The 20,071-nt window shown below is 59.9% G+C and carries 16 protein-coding genes; 15 read left to right on the top strand and 1 reads right to left on the bottom strand.

What is annotated here, in order from left to right:
* Positions 1-79 precede the first annotated feature (79 nt).
* The 8 genes from ACIOYV_RS22195 (at position 80) to hutG (ending at position 9,798) form a co-directional block, all read left to right on the top strand.
* Complete coding sequence (locus tag ACIOYV_RS22195; RefSeq protein ID WP_054616479.1) at positions 80-1,552, top strand: cytosine permease; 1,473 nt, start codon at positions 80-82, stop codon at positions 1,550-1,552.
* Positions 1,553-1,621: 69 nt separating this feature from the next.
* Positions 1,622-2,590, top strand: a complete 969-nt coding sequence (locus tag ACIOYV_RS22200; protein WP_054054682.1) for an ABC transporter substrate-binding protein — start codon at positions 1,622-1,624, stop codon at positions 2,588-2,590.
* Positions 2,591-2,660: 70 nt separating this feature from the next.
* Positions 2,661-3,512, top strand: coding sequence for a proline/glycine betaine ABC transporter permease (locus tag ACIOYV_RS22205; RefSeq protein WP_010464518.1), 852 nt, complete (start codon positions 2,661-2,663; stop codon positions 3,510-3,512).
* The gene (locus ACIOYV_RS22210; RefSeq protein ID WP_054616477.1) at positions 3,509-4,339 is read left to right on the top strand and encodes a glycine betaine/L-proline ABC transporter ATP-binding protein; all 831 of its coding nucleotides are present in this window, start codon (positions 3,509-3,511) and stop codon (positions 4,337-4,339) included. Before ACIOYV_RS22205 ends, ACIOYV_RS22210 begins: the two co-directional genes overlap by 4 nt.
* Before the next feature lie 163 nt (positions 4,340-4,502).
* A complete protein-coding gene (gene hutH, locus ACIOYV_RS22215; RefSeq protein WP_401327052.1) occupies positions 4,503-6,026 on the top strand; it encodes a histidine ammonia-lyase in 1,524 nt (507 codons plus the stop codon).
* A 119-nt stretch (positions 6,027-6,145) separates the two neighbouring features.
* Positions 6,146-7,678: a histidine ammonia-lyase gene (gene hutH / locus ACIOYV_RS22220; protein WP_054054677.1), complete on the top strand. Its 1,533-nt coding sequence runs from the start codon at positions 6,146-6,148 to the stop codon at positions 7,676-7,678.
* Positions 7,679-7,778: 100 nt separating this feature from the next.
* Positions 7,779-8,984 (top strand): imidazolonepropionase, encoded by a 1,206-nt coding sequence (hutI, locus tag ACIOYV_RS22225; protein WP_401327054.1) that lies wholly within the window; start codon positions 7,779-7,781, stop codon positions 8,982-8,984.
* 10 nt (positions 8,985-8,994) lie between these two features.
* On the top strand, positions 8,995-9,798 hold the full coding sequence (gene hutG / locus ACIOYV_RS22230) for an N-formylglutamate deformylase (protein WP_401327057.1): 804 nt from the start codon (positions 8,995-8,997) through the stop codon (positions 9,796-9,798).
* Between the two features lie 177 nt (positions 9,799-9,975).
* On the opposite strand, the gene ACIOYV_RS22235 is transcribed toward hutG, so the two are convergent.
* Positions 9,976-10,239, bottom strand: coding sequence for a hypothetical protein (locus tag ACIOYV_RS22235; RefSeq protein WP_401327059.1), 264 nt, complete (start codon positions 10,237-10,239; stop codon positions 9,976-9,978).
* Positions 10,240-10,626: 387 nt separating this feature from the next.
* On the opposite strand from ACIOYV_RS22235, the gene ACIOYV_RS22240 reads away from it, so the two are divergent.
* The 7 genes from ACIOYV_RS22240 (at position 10,627) to ACIOYV_RS22270 (ending at position 19,935) form a co-directional block, all read left to right on the top strand.
* Positions 10,627-11,583: a choline ABC transporter substrate-binding protein gene (locus ACIOYV_RS22240; protein WP_401327062.1), complete on the top strand. Its 957-nt coding sequence runs from the start codon at positions 10,627-10,629 to the stop codon at positions 11,581-11,583.
* Between the two features lie 157 nt (positions 11,584-11,740).
* Positions 11,741-12,658, top strand: a complete 918-nt coding sequence (locus ACIOYV_RS22245) for an alpha/beta hydrolase (protein ID WP_401327065.1) — start codon at positions 11,741-11,743, stop codon at positions 12,656-12,658.
* 104 nt (positions 12,659-12,762) lie between these two features.
* Positions 12,763-13,734 carry a prolyl aminopeptidase gene (gene pip / locus ACIOYV_RS22250; RefSeq protein WP_054054666.1) on the top strand — a complete coding sequence of 324 codons (972 nt, stop codon included), beginning with the start codon at positions 12,763-12,765 and terminating at the stop codon, positions 13,732-13,734.
* A complete protein-coding gene (gene dtd / locus ACIOYV_RS22255) occupies positions 13,731-14,168 on the top strand; it encodes a D-aminoacyl-tRNA deacylase (protein WP_054054664.1) in 438 nt (145 codons plus the stop codon). The genes pip and dtd overlap by 4 nt, the downstream gene beginning before the upstream one ends.
* A gap of 276 nt (positions 14,169-14,444) precedes the next feature.
* Positions 14,445-16,268: a glucan biosynthesis protein G gene (locus ACIOYV_RS22260; protein ID WP_054054662.1), complete on the top strand. Its 1,824-nt coding sequence runs from the start codon at positions 14,445-14,447 to the stop codon at positions 16,266-16,268.
* Positions 16,261-18,831: a glucans biosynthesis glucosyltransferase MdoH gene (gene mdoH / locus ACIOYV_RS22265; RefSeq protein ID WP_163907843.1), complete on the top strand. Its 2,571-nt coding sequence runs from the start codon at positions 16,261-16,263 to the stop codon at positions 18,829-18,831. The genes ACIOYV_RS22260 and mdoH overlap by 8 nt, the downstream gene beginning before the upstream one ends.
* A 306-nt stretch (positions 18,832-19,137) precedes the next feature.
* Positions 19,138-19,935: a transporter substrate-binding domain-containing protein gene (locus ACIOYV_RS22270; protein WP_163907845.1), complete on the top strand. Its 798-nt coding sequence runs from the start codon at positions 19,138-19,140 to the stop codon at positions 19,933-19,935.
* Positions 19,936-20,071 lie beyond the last annotated feature (136 nt).

Below are 20,071 nucleotides of genomic sequence, written 5' to 3' on the forward strand. Positions count from 1 at the left end.
TGACACACCGCGATTCGCGGGCAAGCCTCGCTCCTACAGGGGATCACCAACACCGACAACAATCCACAGAGGTTGAATCATGGCTGTTAACAGCGATCGTGCAGGCAGTAAACCGTTGATCGAGAAGCGCTCGATCGACTACATCCCGGAAGCGGAAAGACACGGTCGTCTGTTGAGCCAGTTCACCTTGTGGATGGGTGCCAACCTGCAAATCACCGCCATCGTGACGGGCGCTCTCGCCGTCGTACTCGGTGGTGATGTGTTCTGGTCGTTGATCGGTTTGCTGATCGGGCAACTGCTCGGCGGCGGCGTGATGGCGTTGCATGCCGCGCAAGGGCCCAAGCTTGGCCTGCCGCAAATGATCTCCAGCCGCGTGCAGTTCGGCGTGTATGGCGCGGCCATCCCGATCGTGCTGGTTTGTTTGATGTACCTCGGTTTCACCGCAACCGGGACCGTGCTTTCCGGCCAGGCCCTAGGCCAGTTGTTTGGCGTCAGTGACACCGTCGGTATCCTCATCTTCGCCAGTGTCATCGTGCTGGTCACGGTGCTCGGTTATCGGGTGATCCATTGGATTGGCCGCATTGCCAGTGTCATTGGTGTGATTGCCTTTGTTTACCTGTTCAGTCGTCTGATCAGCCAGACTGACGTTGGCGCACTCTTGCAAATCCGCCACTTCAGCTGGAGCAGCTTCCTGCTGGCGGTGTCGCTCGCGGCGTCCTGGCAGATCGCTTTCGGCCCCTACGTGGCTGACTATTCACGCTACCTGCCGAGCAAGACCTCCTCGGTCAAAACCTTTTTCGCCGCCGGTGCGGGTTCGGTGATTGGCGCACAGGTGGCGATGATCCTCGGCGTGTTTGCCGCTGCGTCGGCCAACGGGCAATTCGTCGGTCACGAAGTGGCCTATATCGTGGGTCTGGGCGGTACCGGTGCCACTGCTGCGTTGCTGTATTTCAGCATCGCGTTCGGCAAAGTCACCATCTCCACGCTGAACTCTTACGGCAGCTTCATGTGCATTGCGACCATCATCAGCGGTTTCCGTGGTGAGCTGAAGGTCACGCGCTTGCAGCGTCTGGTCTTCGTGCTGGTCATCGTCGGTGCAGCGACCCTGATGGCGCTGCTCGGCCAGCACTCGTTCCTCGGTGCGTTCAAGTCCTTCATCCTGTTCCTGCTCGCATTCTTTACGCCATGGAGCGCGATCAACCTGGTGGACTACTACTGCATCACCCGCGAGCGCTATGACGTGCCGGCGCTGGCCGATCCGAACGGTCGCTACGGCCGCTGGAACATGCTCGGTATCAGCATCTATGTGTTCGGTGTGCTGGTGCAGTTGCCGTTCATTTCCACCAAGTTCTATACCGGTCCGCTGGTGGCAGCTTTGGGCGATGTGGATATTTCCTGGATCATCGGTCTGGTGCTTCCTGCAGCCCTGTATTACGTGTGCGCCAAAAAATGGCACGGCACAGTGCCCGATCAACTGATTCTGCCGGTCGAGCAGGACAGCGTTGTACAACCTAAAACAAGCGGGGCCGGTCGCGCTGCGGCGCAGGCCTGATTGGACGTGGACAGGGCTGGATGCCTCTTGACTGCCGTAAGCCAACTCATGATTAGGAGCGTCACAACAATGAAATCGAACAAGACCCTGCTGACCACATTGCTTTCCATGGGCCTGCTGGCCAGCGCCGGAGCCACCCAGGCGGCCGGTTGGTGCGAGTCGGGCAAACCGGTGAAATTTGCCGGCCTGAACTGGGAAAGCGCCATGCTGCTGACCGACGTGCTGCAAGTCGTGTTGGAGAAAGGCTACGACTGCAAGACCGACAGCTTGCCAGGCAACTCCATCACCATGGAAAACGCCCTGAGCAGCAACGACATCCAAGTGTTTGCCGAAGAGTGGGTCGGCCGCAGCGAAGTCTGGAACAAGGCCGAGAAGGCCGGCAAAGTCGTGGGCGTCGGCGCTCCGGTTGTGGGTGCAATCGAAGGCTGGTACGTGCCGCGCTACGTGATCGAAGGCGATGCCAAGCGCAAGCTGGAGCCTAAGGCACCGGACCTGAAAAACATTGCCGACCTGGCCAAATACTCGGCCGTGTTCAAGGATCAGGAAGAGCCATCCAAGGGTCGTTTCTACAACTGCCCGGCCGGCTGGACCTGTGAACTGGACAACAGCGAAATGCTGAAAAGCTACGGCTTGGAAAGCACCTACACCAACTTCCGCCCAGGCACCGGCCCGGCGCTGGATGCGGCGGTGCTGTCGAGCTACAAGCGCGGCGAGCCGATCCTGTTCTACTACTGGTCGCCAACACCGCTGATGGGTCAGGTTGACCTGGTTAAACTCGAAGAGAAGCCAGGCGTGGACAAAAGCGTGACCATCAAGGTCGGCCTGTCCAAGACCTTCCACGACGAAGCCCCGGAACTGGTGGCCGTGCTGGAAAAGGTCAACCTGCCAATCGACATCCTCAACCAGAACCTCGGGCGCATGACCAAAGAGCGGATCGAATCGCCAAAACTGGCCAAGATCTTCTTGAAGGAACATCCTGAAGTCTGGCACGCGTGGGTGAGCGAAGACGCAGCCAAGAAAATCGACGCGGCCTTGTAGGTTAGGCCTCTCCGACTGTCGGCAACGGCAGTCGGACGCTTGATCGCAACCCCTTGATTGAGAGTCTCTTATGTTTCCCGAAAGCTTTACCTTTTCCATCGCCGACTGGGTCAACGGTTGGGTCGATTCGCTGGTCACCAACTACGGCGACGTGTTCCGGCACATCTCCGACACCCTGTTGTGGGCCATCGTCAATCTTGAAGGCTTGCTGCGTGCGGCGCCCTGGTGGCTGATGCTGGCAATCGTGGCGGGCGTGGCCTGGCACGCGACGCGTAAAGTCGTGACCACGGCGGTGATCGTCGGTCTGCTGTTCCTGGTCGGCGCCGTCGGGCTCTGGGACAAGCTGATGCAGACCCTCGCGTTGATGATGGTGGCGACGGTCATTTCGGTGCTGATCGGCATTCCACTGGGCATTCTCTCGGCACGCAGCAATCGCCTGCGTTCGGTGCTGATGCCGTTGCTGGACATCATGCAGACCATGCCAAGTTTCGTGTACCTGATCCCGGTGCTGATGCTGTTCGGCCTGGGCAAGGTCCCGGCGATTTTCGCCACCGTGATCTACGCCGCGCCACCGCTGATCCGCCTGACCGACCTGGGCATCCGCCAGGTAGACGGCGAAGTGATGGAAGCGATCAACGCCTTCGGTGCCAACCGTTGGCAGCAACTGTTCGGCGTGCAACTGCCGCTGGCCCTGCCGAGCATCATGGCCGGGATCAACCAGACCACCATGATGGCCCTGTCGATGGTGGTAATCGCCTCGATGATCGGTGCCCGTGGCTTGGGCGAAGACGTGTTGGTGGGGATTCAGACCCTCAACGTCGGACGTGGCCTCGAAGCCGGTCTGGCGATCGTGATTCTGGCAGTGGTGATCGACCGCATTACTCAAGCGTATGGTCGGCCACGGCATGAGGTGAGCAAATGAACGACGCAACCGTGAGCAAAATCGAAGTCAAAAACGTCTTCAAGATTTTCGGCAACCGTTCCAAGGAAGCGCTGGGCATGATTGGCCAGGGCAAGACCAAGGATCAGGTGCTGGCCGAAACCGGCTGCGTGGTCGGCGTGAATGACCTGTCCCTGAGCATCGGCACCGGCGAGATCTTCGTGATCATGGGCCTGTCGGGTTCCGGCAAATCGACCCTGGTGCGTCACTTCAATCGCCTGATCGACCCGACCAGCGGCGCGATCCTGGTGGACGGCGTGGATATCCTGCAATACGACATGGAAGCCCTGCGCGAATTTCGCCGGCACAAGATCAGCATGGTGTTCCAGAGCTTCGGCCTGCTGCCGCACAAGACCGTGGTGGACAACGTCGCCTACGGCTTGAAAGTGCGTGGCGAGAGCAAGCAAATGTGCTCCGAACGCGCGCTGCACTGGATCAACACCGTGGGCCTCAAGGGCTACGAAAACAAATACCCGCACCAGCTCTCGGGCGGCATGCGCCAACGTGTGGGCCTGGCCCGCGCCCTGGCGGCGGACACCGACATCATCCTGATGGACGAAGCGTTCAGTGCGCTCGATCCGCTGATCCGCGCGGAGATGCAGGACCAGTTGCTGGAACTGCAAAAGACTTTGCACAAGACCATCGTCTTCATCACCCACGACCTCGACGAGGCCGTGCGCATCGGTAATCGCATCGCGATTCTCAAGGACGGGCGCCTAATCCAGGTCGGCACGCCAAGAGAGATCCTGCACTCGCCGGCGGATGAGTATGTCGACCGGTTCGTGCAGCGGCGGGCTGCGGTGGTTTGAGGCGAATGATCGGTAAGTTGTGAATCCATTGTGGCGAGGGGGCTTGCCCCCGTTCGAGCGCGCAGCGGTCGCAGGTTTTTGGGGGCTGCTCCGCAGCCCAACGGGGGCAAGCCCCCTCGCCACAGGTTTTCATCGATCAACAGAATTTTGTATGAGGCTCCAGATGTCCCAGGCTGAAAAAATCGTTATCGCCGACGCCCCGCTGCGTTGGCAGGATGTGGTGGCCGTCGCCCGTCATGGCGCGCAGCTTGAGCTGTCGCCCGCGACCTGGGCACGGATCGACAATGCCCAGGCCATCGTCCAGCGCATCGTCGCCAGCGGCGAACGTGCGTATGGCGTCAACACCGGCCTCGGCGCCTTGTGCAACGTCTCGCTGAAAGACGAACAACTCAGCCAGTTGTCCCGCAATACTTTGCTCAGCCACGCCTGTGGCGTCGGCGCACCATTGGCCGACGAGCAGACTCGCGCCATCATCTGCGCCGCCATTCGCAACTACAGCCATGGCAAATCCGGCATCCATCGCCGGGTCGTCGAAGCCTTGCTCGCGTTGCTCAATCGCGGCATCACCCCGCTAGTGCCGTCCCAGGGTTCAGTGGGTTACCTGACCCACATGGCCCACATCAGTATCGCGCTTTTGGGTGTCGGCAACGTCAGCTATCGCGGGCAGATCGTCTCCGCGCAACAAGCCCTGGCCGAAGAAGGCCTGGAGCCCGTTCAACTCGGCGCCAAGGACGGTTTGTGCCTGGTCAACGGCACGCCGTGCATGACCGGCCTCAGCTGTCTGGCGCTGGCTGACGCGACGCGTCTGGTGCAATGGGCCGACGTGATCGGTGCCATGAGTTTCGAAGCCCAACGCGGTCAGATTGCCGCGTTCGATGCCGAGATCATCGCGCTCAAACCGCACCCGGGCATGCAGCAAGTCGGCATCAACCTGCGGGCGTTGCTGGATGGCAGTGAAGTGATTGCTTCGAGCAAAGGCATTCGCACTCAGGATGCCTTGAGCATCCGCTCTATCCCGCAAGTCCACGGCGCCGCTCGCGATCAACTGGAGCACGCCCGGCAGCAGATCGAAACCGAACTCAACTCGGTCACCGATAACCCGATGCTGCTGGGCACGCCAGACAACTATCGCGTGATGTCCCAGGCCAACCCCCACGGTCAATCCGTGGCAATGGCGGCGGATTTGCTGGCGATTGCCATGGCCGAAATCGGCTCCATCGCCGAGCGTCGCCTGGACCGCTTGATCAACCCGCACGTCAGCGGTTTGCCGGCATTCCTGGTGGCCAATCCGGGGGTTAACTCCGGGATGATGATCGTCCAGTATGTTGCCGCTTCGCTGTGTGCGGAAAACCGCCAATTGGCGCAACCGGCGGTGCTCGATAACTACGTGACTTCGGGCCTGCAGGAAGACCATTTGAGCCTGGGCACCAACGCCGCGCTGAAGCTGCATCGCGCCCTGGAAAACGTCAGGCAGATCCTCGCCATCGAGTACCTGTTGGCGGCTCAGGCGTTTGAATTCCTGAAAGAGCAGCGTTTTGGCGCGGGTACCGATTCTGCGTGGCGTCTGCTGCGCGAACGCGTTCCGGCCTACGACCAGGACCGTTGGCTGGCGCCGGACATCGCCGCTGCTGCCAGCGTATTGAAAGACCCGATTTTGCTGCACAAGGCTTTACCAAACCTCAACTGATTCCACATCAAACCAGCGTGCCAAGGCGCCAGCCCCCCACAAGGCGGGAAGCGACGGACAACGGACATTTCCGGAGCGTCTGGTTAGTTAACAAAAAGACTCTCAAAAGGAGAATAAAAGTGACTGCGCTAAATTTGATTCCCGGCCAACTGAGCCTTGCCCAACTGCGTGATATCTATCAGCAACCGGTCAAAATCACCCTCGACAACAGCGCCTCGGCCCAGATTGAAGCCAGCGTTGCCTGCGTGGAACAGATCCTCGCCGAGAACCGCACTGCCTACGGCATCAACACCGGTTTCGGCCTGCTGGCCTCGACCCGCATCGCCAGCGAAGACCTGGAAAACCTGCAGCGCTCGCTGGTGCTGTCCCACGCCGCCGGTGTTGGCGAGCCAATCAGCGACGCGCTGGTACGCTTGGTCATGGTGCTCAAGGTCAACAGCCTGAGCCGTGGTTTCTCCGGTATTCGTCGCGTGGTCATTGATGCGCTGATCGCCCTGATCAACGCCGAGGTTTACCCGCACATTCCATTGAAAGGTTCGGTCGGTGCTTCCGGTGACCTGGCGCCTTTGGCCCACATGTCCCTGGTGCTGCTGGGCGAAGGCAAAGCTCGCTACAAGGGCGAATGGATGGAAGCGACCGAAGCGCTGAAAGTCGCCGGTCTGACTCCGCTGACCCTGGCTGCGAAAGAAGGTCTGGCGCTGCTCAACGGCACTCAGGTGTCCACCGCTTACGCCCTGCGCGGCCTGTTCGAAGGCGAAGATTTGTTCGCCGGTGCCTTGGCCATTGGTGGCATGACGGTTGAAGCGGTGTTGGGCTCGCGCTCGCCGTTCGACGCGCGTATCCACGCTGCACGCGGCCAGAAAGGCCAGATCGACGCCGCTGCCGCTTATCGCGATCTGCTCGGTGAGCGCAGTGAAGTGTCCGCTTCCCACGAGAACTGCGAGAAGGTTCAGGATCCGTATTCCCTGCGCTGCCAGCCGCAAGTTATGGGCGCTTGCCTGACTCAGTTCCGCCAGGCTGCCGAAGTGCTGGCCGTCGAAGCCAACGCCGTTTCCGACAACCCGTTGGTCTTCGCGGCTGAAGGCGATGTGATCTCTGGCGGTAACTTCCACGCCGAACCGGTGGCCATGGCTGCTGACAACATGGCGTTGGCCATCGCCGAAATCGGTTCCCTGAGCGAACGCCGCATCTCGCTGATGATGGACAAGCACATGTCGCAACTGCCGCCGTTCCTGGTGGCCAATGGCGGCGTGAACTCCGGTTTCATGATCGCCCAAGTGACCGCAGCGGCACTCGCCAGCGAGAACAAGGCGTTGTCCCATCCGCATTCGGTGGACAGCCTGCCGACCTCCGCCAACCAGGAGGACCACGTGTCGATGGCCCCGGCCGCCGGCAAGCGTCTGTGGGAAATGGCCGAAAACACCCGCGGCGTGCTGGCCGTGGAATGGCTGGCGGCGTGCCAGGGTCTGGATCTGCGTGAAGGCCTGAAGACGTCGACCAAACTGGAAAAGGCTCGCGCCATCCTGCGCGCTGAAGTGCCGTTCTATGAGAAAGACCGGTTCTTTGCACCGGACATCAACGCCGCGAGCGAGTTGTTGGCGACCCGCTGCCTGAACGAGCTGGTGTCGGCGAAGTTGTTGCCTAGCCTGTAATGGCCTCTTCGCGAGCAGGCTCGCTCCCACATTGAGATGCATTCCCCTGTGGGAGCGAGCCTGCTCGCGAATCGATTTTGAATTTTGTGGAGACTAAGGGATGAAAACTCTCTGGCAACACTGCCACGTCGCAACCATGGCGCAAGGCGTCTACTCGATCATCGAGGATGCGGCCATCGTGACGTCCGGTGCGCACATTGAGTGGATCGGCCCACGTGCTGAACTGCCGTCCGGCGAATACCCGGCGGTCAACGATTTGAAAGGGGCCTGGGTTACCCCGGGCCTGATCGACTGCCACACCCACACGGTGTTCGGCGGTAACCGCAGCGGTGAATTCGAGCAGCGCCTGCAAGGCGTCAGCTATTCGGAAATCGCCGCGGCCGGTGGTGGGATCGCCAGCACCGTGCGCGCCACCCGCGCCGCCAGTGAAGACGAACTGTTCGCCAGCGCCGCCAAGCGCCTGAAAAGCCTGCTGCGCGACGGCGTGACCACGGTCGAGATGAAATCCGGCTACGGCCTGGACCTGGCCAGCGAACGCAAGATCCTGCGGGTCATCCGTCGCCTCGGCGCCGAGCTGCCGGTCAGCGTGCGCAGCACGTGCCTGGCGGCCCACGCCTTGCCGCCGGAATACAAGGATCGCGCCGACGACTACATCGATCACATCTGCGCTGAAATGCTCCCGGCCCTGGCGGCCGAAGGGCTGGTGGATGCCGTGGATGCGTTTTGTGAATACCTGGCCTTCTCGCCGGTACAAGTCGAGCGCGTCTTCATCACCGCCCAGGAACTCGGTCTGCCGGTGAAGCTGCATGCCGAGCAGTTGTCGTCCCTCCACGGTTCGAGCCTGGCCGCGCGTTACCACGCGCTGTCCGCCGATCACCTGGAATTCATGGACGAAGACGATGCCATCGCCATGGCCGCGTCCGGCACCGTCGCAGTGTTGCTGCCGGGGGCGTTTTACTTCCTGCGCGAAACCCAATTGCCGCCGATGGACGCCTTGCGCAAACACGGCGTGAAAATCGCCATCGCCAGCGACCTCAACCCCGGCACCTCGCCGGCGCTGTCGCTGCGCCTGATGCTGAACATGGCCTGCACCTGTTTCCGCATGACCCCGGAAGAAGCCCTGGCCGGCGCGACGATTCATGCCGCCACCGCACTGGGCATGGCCGAGACTCACGGTTCGCTGGAAGTCGGCAAGGTCGCCGACTTTGTGGCCTGGCAAATCGATCGTCCCGCCGACTTGTCGTACTGGCTGGGCGGTGACCTGGAAAAACGCGTCGTGCGTCACGGCGTCGAAATTAGCGTTTAGGAGAACGGTTGTGGATAAGGTTCTGAACTTCAAACAAGGCCGCGTGCCGCTGCTGATCAGCATGCCTCACGCCGGCCTGCGCCTGACCCCGGCGGTCGAGGCCGGGTTGATCCCCGACGCACGCAGCTTGCCCGATACCGATTGGCACATTCCGCAGCTGTATGAATTTGCCGCAGAACTGGGCGCCAGCACCCTGGCCGCCGAGTACTCGCGGTTTGTCATCGACCTTAACCGACCGTCCGACGACAAACCGATGTACGTCGGCGCCACCACCGGTCTGTACCCATCGATCCTGTTCGACGGCATTCCCTTGTTTCGCGAGGGCATGGAACCGTCAGCAGCCGAGCGCGCGACCTATCTGGAGCAAATCTGGACGCCGTATCACAGCACGTTGCAGAACGAGCTGGCGCGACTCAAAGCCGAGTTCGGCTACGCGCTACTGTTCGACGCGCACTCGATCCGCTCGATCATCCCGCACCTGTTCGACGGCAAACTGCCGGACTTCAACCTCGGCACCTTCAACGGCGCCAGTTGCGATCCACAGTTGGCCACGCAACTGGAAGCCATCTGCGCGAAACACACCGATTACAGCCACGTGCTGAACGGCCGCTTCAAGGGCGGCCACATCACCCGGCATTACGGCAACCCGGCCGAAAACATCCACGCGGTGCAACTGGAACTGGGGCAGTGCACGTACATGGAAGAGTTTGAACCGTTCCGCTATCGACCTGATCTGGCTGAACCGACGCAAGTGGTGCTCAAGGAGTTGCTGCAAGGGTTGTTGGCGTGGGGGCAGCAGCAATACTCAAAGTAATACGTGCGCCATGCAATCGACAGTGGTTGTTGTGTAGTTAGGTCGCGACATAGCAATCCATAAACTAGATGGGCCGTCTGGGAAGAACGGCCCTATTAAAAATGGCGCGTTATGAGTGACACATTGGTTTAGGAGAGATTACATTCTCCATTTTTGGATTTTGATAGAACTCGACTTTTATTGTTTTATTTTGCAATCAAACACGCTCAGGACTAAATATTTCGTCGAGCGGTACTTCTCGGTGATTTTGTTTTTTGCATCCTCTGCTGAAGAAGCTTGGATGTCGTCGCTTGTATTAGCTACTGTTTGGCCTGGAATGCTTAGCGTCACGCCACACGTGTATGTCTGGTCGTCAGCAAAGGTGTGAGTGGACAGCGTGCAGGCTGCAATCAATACCAACGGCCCAGTGCAGCATTTGAATGTGTTTGTATTAAAGTTCATGACCGAATCCTTCATAGAGTAAAAATTGAAGTTCTATTAATATCCATTTGCTGATAGGTATCTACTGTCATATCTGACAGGTTTAATCGACTCCTTATAGTTATTTGAAGTTTGTGGTTTTTCTCTTATGCGCTTTTTAGTGTTTCGATTTGCTTGGTACTAAGATCAAAAGATCGCAGCCTTCGGCAGTTCCTACATTGATCGTGTGAAAACCCGATCCTGTAGGAGCTGCCGAAGGCTGCGATCTTTTAAGGCCATCACTGTCGCCACCGTGCAAATCTCGGTCGCCACAGTTCGCTTTTACCTTCTCGACGCTGCGTAATGTTCCGGGCACGGTGCGTGAAGACACCGGCCCCGACAATAATCTGCCGCACGAGAACGCCATTCATGACAAGCACCAAAAGTTTGTTCACCCGCTGTCTCTCCATCCTCTGCGGCACCGCTCTTTTGAGTACCAGCGTCCTGGCCAGTGACGACGCTTCCTGCAAAGCCGTGCGCATGGGCGTGGTCAACTGGACCGATGTGATCGCCACCAGCGGCATGGCCGATGTGTTGCTCAATGGCCTGGGCTACGAAAGCAAACAAACCAGCGCCGTGCAGCAAATCATCTTTGCCGGCATCCGCGACAAGCGCCTCGATATTTTCCTCGGTTACTGGAAACCGGCGATGGACAAGAACATCGCCCCGTTCATCGCCGCTAATCAAGTCAAGGTCATGGACACACCGAGCCTGGCCGACGCCCAGGCGACCCTCGCCGTACCCGAATACGTCGCGGCGGCGGGGCTGAAAACCTTCGCCGATATCGCTAAATTCAAGGATCAGCTCGGCGGCAAGATCTACGGCATCGAGCCGGGCAGCGGCGCCAACACCACCATCAAAACCATGATCGAGACCAATCACTTCGGCCTGAAGGATTTCAAACTGATCGAGTCCGGTGAGGCCGGCATGCTTGCCGCCGTGCAACGGGCGGTGAACCGCAAGGAGTTCGTGGTGTTCGTCGGCTGGACCCCGCACCCGATGAACATCAACATGAAAATCGCCTACCTGACCGGCAGTGAAGACGTGTACGGCCCGAATGAAGGTGCGGCGACAGTCTCCACGGTGACCGCCCCGGACTACGCCGAGCGCTGCCCGAACGTGAATCGCCTGCTGCAAAACCTGACGTTTACCGCGTCCCAGGAAAGCCAGTTGATGGTGCCGATCATGGAGCGCAAAACGCCGCAGGAGGTTGCCAAGGCCTGGTTGCGCGATCACCCGGAAGATCTTCAGCGCTGGTTGGCGGGCGTGAGCAGTTTTGATGGCAAGGATGGTGTGGCGACCGTGCAGGCCAGCCTGAAACCCTGAGTCCAGGCACCAAAAACTGTGGGAGCGAGCTTGCTCGCGATGACGGACTGACAGGCGACATCTATGTTGAATGTTATGGCCTCATCGCGAGCAAGCTCGCTCCCACAGGGATCTCCTTCTCAATTCAAAATCCCCTGAACAGGCTGACCGCAGGCCCATGTCTACTTACCCCCTCTCTGACCAGATGTCGGCCTTCGTCGAGAAAACCCTCGGCTTCAACAGCACCGACAGCAGCCTCACCGGGTTGCGCCAGGCCTACAGCGAGATGTGCCGGGCGTTTACCCCGCCGCGTCCTGCCGGGCTGGAGGTCACCGATTTCACGCTGGTGGGCGTGGCGGTGCGCTCCTATAGACCGCCGATGACGCCACCGACCAGCGGTTGGCCGTGCATGTTGTATCTGCACGGTGGCGGCTGGGTGGTCGGGGATCTGGACTCCCATGACTTCATCTGCGCTGAACTGGCGGCGGCGTTGGGGACGATGGTGGTGGCGGTGGATTATCGGCTGGCGCCCGAGCATCCATTCCCGGCAGGTTTTGAAGATTGCCTGAAAGTCTGGCGCGCCTTGCGCTCGGGACCGTTCTGGTTTGATCCCGAGCGGATGCTGGTCGCCGGGGACAGCGCCGGCGGCAACCTGGCCGCCGCGTTATGCCTGGCCTTGCGCGATACAGGCGAGCCGATGCCCTGCGCTCAAGTGCTGATTTATCCTGGCCTGGGCGGCGATCCTCAATCACCGTCGCGCAGCGAATGCGCCGACGCGCCGTTACTCAGCAGCAGCGATGTGGATTGTTATCACGCGCTCTATTTGCGTGGCGCCGGACAAACGAGCGCCTATGCCATGCCATTGCTCGCCGACAATTTCAGCGGCTTGCCCCCCGCGCTGATCGCCGTGGCGCAATTCGACCCGCTGCGCGACGACGGTGTGCGCTATGCCGAGCAACTCAACGCCGCTGGCGTGAGCGCGAAGTTGTACTACGGCGAAGGGCTGGTTCACGGCTGTTTACGCGCTCGCAGGCAGGTCGCGGAGGTCGACCGGCTGTATGAAAACCTGCTCGGGTTTCTGGCTGACAGACTCTGACGTTGCAAGTGCATGCTCATTGACGTAATTCGGGTTTATGATGCCGGACGGCAGAATAATTGAAGTCCCCCCAGGGATGACCTCGACCCCTTACGGAGCGTGCAATGCAGACTTTGTACCCGCAGATCAAACCCTACGCCCGGCACGATCTGGCCGTCGATAAAACCCACACGCTGTATGTCGACGAAAGCGGTTCACCGGAAGGTTTGCCGGTGGTGTTCATCCACGGCGGCCCCGGCGCCGGGTGTGATGCACAGAGCCGTCGGTACTTCGATCCCAACCTGTATCGCATTGTCACCTTCGACCAGCGCGGCTGCGGTCGCTCTACGCCCCACGCCAATCTTGAAAACAACACCACCTGGGATCTGGTCGCCGACCTTGAGCGGATCCGCAAACACCTGAACATCGAGAAATGGGTGCTGTTCGGCGGCTCCTGGGGTTCGACCCTGGCCCTGGCCTACGCGCAAACCCATCCGGAGCGTGTGCACGGTCTGATCCTGCGCGGGATCTTTCTCTGCCGTCCGCAGGAAATCGAGTGGTTCTATCAGGCCGGCGCCAGTCGCCTGTTTCCCGACTACTGGCAGGACTACATCGCGCCGATCCCGCTGGACGAGCGCGGCGACTTGCTCACGGCTTTCCACAAACGCCTGACCGGCAACGATCAGATCGCCCAGATGCACGCAGCCAAGGCCTGGTCCACTTGGGAAGGCCGGACCGCGACCCTTCGCCCGAACCCGCTGGTGGTCGATCGTTTCTCCGAGCCGCAGCGCGCGCTGTCGATTGCCCGGATCGAATGCCACTACTTCACCAACAATGCGTTCCTTGAGCCGAACCAGCTGATTCGCGACATGGGCAAGATCGCCCATTTGCCCGGCGTGATCGTGCATGGCCGTTACGACGTGATCTGCCCGTTGGACAACGCCTGGGAATTGCATCAAGCCTGGCCGAACAGCGAGCTGCAGGTGATCCGCGATGCCGGCCACGCTGCGTCCGAACCGGGTATCACCGATGCCTTGGTGCGTGCCGCTGGTCAGATGGCCCGGCGCTTGCTTGATCTGCCGCCTGAAGAAGCATGAAAGGCCTGCTGCAACGCGTGCGTGGCGCGCGAGTCGAGGTAGCGGGGGAGGTGGTTGGCGCGGTGGACCAGGGTTTGCTGGTTCTGGTGGCGGTCGAGCCCGAGGACACTCGGGCCAGCGCCGACAAACTTCTGCATAAACTGCTTAACTATCGTGTATTCAGTGATACAGAAGGCAAGATGAATCTGTCCCTGGCGGATGTCGGTGGTGGCCTGCTGCTGGTTTCGCAGTTCACCCTGGCAGCCGACACCAAGAGCGGGTTGCGCCCGAGTTTTTCGACGGCGGCGCCTCCGGCCCTGGGTGAAGAACTTTTCGACTATCTATTAGGCAGAGCGAAAGAGGTGCATGGCACTGTGGCATCAGGTAGATTCGGCGCGGATATGCAGGTGCACCTGGTCAATGATGGCCCGGTAACCTTCCTGTTACAGACCTGAAAGCCCCTGAAACATGTTTTTAAGGGCATTTCGACTGAAAACAGGGGTTTTTCGCGATAAATACTTTGTTACCCCTGATGCGTTGTAACGCGGCCTACTAGATAATCGCGCGCTACGGGGATCAGCGTTCGTTGGCCCATTTTGACTTAGGTAGAGACTTGCCCGGAACCTGTTGGGGAATCATTTAGCCCCAGAGGAGTCGGAACAATGCTCGCCAACCTGGCATATAGATAGCTGGCCGTTGGTTTTTTGATCTGTTTTCGGCGAGGGTTGCTCGTGATTGTTAGTCCCTGTAATGCACCAAAATTGTCTGCCCAACGGTTCCGAAGCGCTCTGGTAGCGGGCTCTGCACTGCTGTGTCTGCTCAGCGCCGGCCAGCTTTGGGCATTCAACCTGGATGATGTGTCGGTCAAGGCGAAAGAGCTGGCCGGGCAGAAATTCGAAGCCCCGCGCAGTAACCTGCCGAACGAATTCCGCGAAATGAAATTCGCGGATTATCAGAAAATTCGTTTCCGCACTGAAAAAGCCGAGTGGGCCGATCAGAAAACCCCGTTCAAGCTTTCGTTCTATCACCAGGGCATGCACTTCGACACCCCGGTGAAAATCAACGAAATCACGGCCAACAACGTCGAAGAGATCAAATACGACCCAAGTCGTTTCGATTTCGGCGACGTCAAGTTCGATCCTAAAGCCACCGAACAACTGGGTTATGCCGGTTTCCGTGTGCTCTACCCGATCAACAAGGCTGACAAGCAAGACGAAATCATGACCATGCTCGGCGCGAGTTACTTCCGCGTTGTCGGCAAGGGTCACACCTATGGCTTGTCCGCTCGCGGCATGGCCATCGATACCGCATTGCCGTCCGGCGAAGAATTCCCGCGTTTCACCGAGTTCTGGATTCAACAGCCAAAACCGGGTGACAAGCACCTGGTGATCTTCGCGCTGCTGGATTCGCCGCGTGCCACCGGTGCGTACCGCCTGACCCTGCGTCCAGGCAGTGACACTGTAGTTGACGTTAAAGCCCGCATGTTCTTGCGTGACAAAGTCACCAAGCTCGGCGTTGCCCCGTTGACCAGCATGTTCCTGTTCGGCGCGAACCAGCCTTCCAAAGTGCTGAACTATCGCCGCGAGCTGCACGACTCCAGCGGTCTGTCGATCCATGCCGGCAACGGCGAGTGGATCTGGCGCCCATTGAACAACCCGAAACACCTGGCGGTAAGCAACTTCGCCATCGAGAACCCGCGCGGCTTCGGCTTGCTGCAACGTGGCCGTGACTTCAGCCACTACGAAGACCTCGACGACCGCTACGACAAGCGCCCAAGTGCCTGGATCGAGCCAAAAGGCGATTGGGGCAAGGGTTCTGTAGACCTGGTGGAAATTCCGACCGCCGACGAAACCAACGACAACATCGTTGCTTTCTGGAGCCCGGAAAAACTGCCGGAGCCAGGCCAACCGCTTGACGTCGCCTATCGCATGCACTGGACCATCGACGAAGCCGCCATTCACGCTCCGGACAGCGCTTGGGTCAAACAGACTTTGCGCTCCACTGGCGACGTGAAACAGTCGAACCTGATCCGTCAGCCGGACGGCACCGTTGCCTATCTGGTGGACTTCGAAGGTCCGTCCCTGGCCGCTTTGCCGGAAACTGCCGATGTGCGCAGCCAGGTCAGCGTTGGCGACAACGCCGAGCTGGTCGAGAACACCGTCCGCTACAACCCTGAAACCAAGGGCTGGCGCCTGACGCTGCGCATGAAAATCAAGGACGCGAGCAAGGCCACCGAGATGCGTGCATCCCTGGTCGAGAAAATCGTGCCTGAGGATCTGGCCAAGTCTTCGATTCCAGCTTCCAATTCCTCCGTTGCCAAGGCCGACAAGGTCGCCGCCAAGCAACAGGAGAAAGCGGACAAGGAAGCCAAGGACGCCAAGCAGGCTGACGCCAAACAGGCCGATGCCAAGCCGGTTGCCGATACCAAGGACAAGGACAACAAAGACGCCAAGCAGCCTGCTGCTGCGGACGCGGCCCCAGCCACACCGGATTCGGCGGCGACTGAAGAAGTCCTGACCGAAACCTGGAGCTACCAGTTGCCTGCCGATGAGTAATTCTCAAGTAAAGCCAGAGACTCTGTCGGAGTATCTGGCGCATTTACCGATGACCGACGAGCAACGCGCGGAACTCGCGGGCTGCCAGTCCTTCAGTGAACTGCACCAGCGTCTTTCGTCCTCGACATTCGACGCACCGACCGAGGCTGTGCAAGCCTCGGTGGGCAAGCGCTTGCTCCTGAACAGTGCCGAAGAGTTGGAAGAAGCGGAGATGCTGGCGGTTGACGCCAGTGGTCGTGTCGTCCTCAAGGCGACCCCGCCGATTCGCCGGACCAAAGTCGTGCCTGAGCCGTGGCGCACCAATATTCTGGTGCGTGGCTGGCGCCGGATGACGGGTCGCACCAATCCGCCGGCGCCGCCGAAGGATGAACGTGTATTGCCGGCAGCTCGCTGGCGCACCGTCGGTTCGATCCGTCGCTACATTCTGCTGGTGCTGATGCTCGGCCAGACCATCGTGGCTGGCTGGTACATGAAAGGCATCATGCCGTACCAGGGCTGGTCGTTCGTCGACCTGAACGAAGTGCTGCATCAACCGCTGTTGCAAACCGCCACGCAAGTGCTGCCGTATGCGCTGCAAACCAGCATCCTGATTCTGTTCGGGATTCTGTTCTGCTGGGTGTCGGCCGGTTTCTGGACTGCACTGATGGGCTTCCTCGAGTTGCTCACCGGGCACGATAAATACCGTATCTCCGGTAAAAGCGCCGGCAACGAGCCGATTGCCAAGGACGCACGCACCGCACTGGTGATGCCGATCTGCAACGAAGACGTGCCGCGTGTATTTGCCGGTTTGCGGGCGACTTTCGAGTCGGTTGCGGCCACGGGTGACCTGGACCGTTTCGACTTCTTCGTCCTCAGCGACAGTAACGAAACCGATATCTGCGTGGCCGAGCAACAGGCCTGGCTGGACGTCTGCCGCGAAGCCAAGGGCTTCGGCAAGATCTTCTATCGCCGCCGTCGCCGTCGCGTCAAACGTAAAAGCGGCAACCTCGACGACTTCTGCCGTCGCTGGGGCGGTGACTACAAGTACATGGTCGTGCTCGACGCGGACTCCGTGATGAGCGGCGACTGCCTGACCAGTCTGGTGCGCTTGATGGAAGCCACACCGGACGCCGGGATCATCCAGACCGCGCCACGTGCGTCGGGCATGGACACCCTTTATGCGCGCATGCAGCAGTTTGCGACCCGTGTGTACGGTCCGCTGTTCACTGCCGGTTTGCACTTCTGGCAGTTGGGCGAATCCCACTACTGGGGCCACAACGCTATCATCCGCATGAAGCCGTTTATCGAACACTGCGCCTTGGCGCCGTTGCCGGGTAAAGGTGCGTTTGCCGGTGCGATTCTGTCCCACGACTTCGTCGAAGCTGCGCTGATGCGCCGTGCCGGCTGGGGCGTGTGGATTGCCTACGACTTGCCGGGCAGCTACGAAGAACTGCCGCCGAACCTGCTGGACGAACTCAAGCGTGACCGTCGCTGGTGCCACGGTAACCTGATGAACTTTCGCCTGTTCCTGGTCAAGGGCATGCACCCGGTGCACCGTGCGGTGTTCCTGACCGGCGTGATGTCTTACCTGTCGGCGCCGTTGTGGTTCTTCTTCCTCGTGTTATCGACGGCGTTGCTGGCGGTGAACACGCTGATGGAGCCGCAGTACTTCATGGAGCCGCGACAGCTGTATCCGCTGTGGCCGCAATGGCATCCGGACAAAGCCGTGGCGTTGTTCTCGACGACCATCGTGCTGCTGTTCCTGCCGAAGTTGTTGAGCATCATCCTGATCTGGGCCAAGGGCGCGAAAGAGTTCGGTGGCAAGTTCAAGGTGACGTTCTCGATGCTGCTGGAGATGCTGTTCTCCATGCTGCTGGCGCCGGTGCGGATGATTTTCCACACCCGTTTCGTACTCGCCGCGTTCCTCGGCTGGGCCGCGACCTGGAACTCGCCGCAACGTGACGACGACTCCACGCCATGGAGCGAAGCGGTCAAGCGCCACGGTCCGCAAACCTTGCTGGGCTTCTTCTGGGCCCTGCTGGTGATCTGGCTGAACCCGAGCTTCCTCTGGTGGCTGGTGCCGATCGTCGGTTCGTTGATGCTGTCGATCCCGGTGTCGGTGATTTCCAGCCGTGTCGGCCTGGGCCTGAAGTCCCGTGACGAGAGCCTGTTCCTGATCCCTGAGGAATACAATCCGCCACAAGCGCTGCTGGCTACTGATCAATACACCCACGAAAACCGTTATCACCAGTTGAAAGACGGCTTCATCCGCGCCGTGGTCGATCCACAGCAGAACGCCCTGGCGTGCTCGCTGGCGACGTCCCGTCACGGTCAGGCCGAGCCGATCGAGTGGTTGCGTGTGGAGCGGGTTCGTCATGCGTTGAAAGCCGGGCCTGCCGGGCTGAACAACCATGAACGCCTGCAACTGCTGAGTGACCCGGTAGCATTGGGTCGCTTGCATGAGCAAGTCTGGAGCGAAGGCCACGCCGAGTGGCTGGACGCCTGGCGGCAATCGGTGAAAGCCGATCCGCATGCGCCGCTGCTACCGCTCAAGCCACTGAGCGCACAGCCTCAGTTGGCATAACGAAAAACCCCGCGAAAGCGGGGTTTTTTGTTTGTGGGGTGGCCGATCGTTTCCATGCTCTGCGTGGAATGCCTCAACGGACGCTCCGCGTTTGGCTTTTGGGACGCGGAGCGTCTCTGGCTGCATTCCCACGCGGAGCGTGGGAACGATCAAATTCCTGCGTAAACCCTTGTGCAAACAACCCAGTGCGTTAGCATCCGTCCCCGAATTGGTGCGCCCGGGCAGCTTTCTGTTCGTATCTGTCGGTTTTCCAAGGAAAATCGTCGATTGCGCGCCTCACAACGCAATGGTTTTGGGGGCTTGAAGATGAAGAAGTATTTGTCGATGCTGCTGGTCGGCGTCACGGCATTGGTTGCAGTCAACGCGGCTCAGGCCGGCGCCATCGATGACGCGGTCAAGCGTGGCACGCTGAAAGTCGGCATGGACCCGACCTACATGCCCTTCGAAATGACCAACAAACGCGGCGAGATCATCGGTTTTGAAGTCGACATCCTCAAGGCCATGACCAAGGCCATGGGCGTCAAACTGGAGCTGGTGTCCACTGGCTACGACGGCATCATCCCGGCCCTGATGACCGACAAGTTCGACATGATCGGCAGCGGCATGACCCTGACTCAGGAACGCAACCTGCGCCTGAACTTCAGCGAACCGTTCATCGTAGTCGGCCAGACCCTGCTGATCCGCAAGGATCTGGAAGGCACCATCAAGTCCTATAAAGACCTGAACACCGACGACTACCGCATCACCTCCAAGCTCGGCACCACCGGCGAGATGGTCGCCAAGAAGTTGATCTCCAAAGCCAAATACCACGGCTACGACAACGAGCAGGAAGCCGTGCTCGATGTGGTCAACGGCAAGGCCGACGCCTTCATCTACGACGCCCCGTACAACGTGGTCGCGGTGAACAAGGTCGGCGCCGGCAAATTGGTGTTCCTCGACAAGCCGTTCACCTACGAGCCGCTGGCCTTCGGCCTGAAGAAGGGTGATTACGACAGCCTCAACTTCATCAACAACTTCCTGCACCAGATCCACGAAGACGGCACCTACGACCGCATTCATGACAAGTGGTTTAAAGACACTGCCTGGCTCAAGGACATGGAATAGGGGCCCGGTCAGATAGACCGCGTCGCCCCCTTCGCGGGGGCGCCCCCCGCGCAAACAACAATTCCAACTAAGTGCTGGTGCCAGCGGGACGACCCACCGCGCCGCGCCCCCCCACCAACCAAACCTAGCCCCAAAC

The organism is Pseudomonas sp. NPDC087342 (genome assembly GCF_044744265.1).
In the GTDB taxonomy this organism is placed as follows: Bacteria; Pseudomonadota; Gammaproteobacteria; order Pseudomonadales; family Pseudomonadaceae; genus Aquipseudomonas; species Aquipseudomonas nunensis.

Excerpts from the sequence above, each read along its gene's own strand:
- ACIOYV_RS22195 (WP_054616479.1), top strand. The coding sequence starts at position 80 with ATGGCTGTTAACAGCGATCGTGCAGGCAGTAAACCGTTGATCGAGAAG.
- ACIOYV_RS22200 (WP_054054682.1), top strand. The coding sequence starts at position 1,622 with ATGAAATCGAACAAGACCCTGCTGACCACATTGCTTTCCATGGGCCTG.
- ACIOYV_RS22205 (WP_010464518.1), top strand. The coding sequence starts at position 2,661 with ATGTTTCCCGAAAGCTTTACCTTTTCCATCGCCGACTGGGTCAACGGT.
- ACIOYV_RS22210 (WP_054616477.1), top strand. The coding sequence starts at position 3,509 with ATGAACGACGCAACCGTGAGCAAAATCGAAGTCAAAAACGTCTTCAAG.
- hutH (WP_401327052.1), top strand. The coding sequence starts at position 4,503 with ATGTCCCAGGCTGAAAAAATCGTTATCGCCGACGCCCCGCTGCGTTGG.
- hutI (WP_401327054.1), top strand. The coding sequence starts at position 7,779 with ATGAAAACTCTCTGGCAACACTGCCACGTCGCAACCATGGCGCAAGGC.
- ACIOYV_RS22235 (WP_401327059.1), bottom strand. The coding sequence starts at position 10,239 with ATGAACTTTAATACAAACACATTCAAATGCTGCACTGGGCCGTTGGTA.
- ACIOYV_RS22240 (WP_401327062.1), top strand. The coding sequence starts at position 10,627 with ATGACAAGCACCAAAAGTTTGTTCACCCGCTGTCTCTCCATCCTCTGC.
- ACIOYV_RS22245 (WP_401327065.1), top strand. The coding sequence starts at position 11,741 with ATGTCTACTTACCCCCTCTCTGACCAGATGTCGGCCTTCGTCGAGAAA.
- pip (WP_054054666.1), top strand. The coding sequence starts at position 12,763 with ATGCAGACTTTGTACCCGCAGATCAAACCCTACGCCCGGCACGATCTG.
- dtd (WP_054054664.1), top strand. The coding sequence starts at position 13,731 with ATGAAAGGCCTGCTGCAACGCGTGCGTGGCGCGCGAGTCGAGGTAGCG.
- mdoH (WP_163907843.1), top strand. The coding sequence starts at position 16,261 with ATGAGTAATTCTCAAGTAAAGCCAGAGACTCTGTCGGAGTATCTGGCG.
- ACIOYV_RS22270 (WP_163907845.1), top strand. The coding sequence starts at position 19,138 with ATGAAGAAGTATTTGTCGATGCTGCTGGTCGGCGTCACGGCATTGGTT.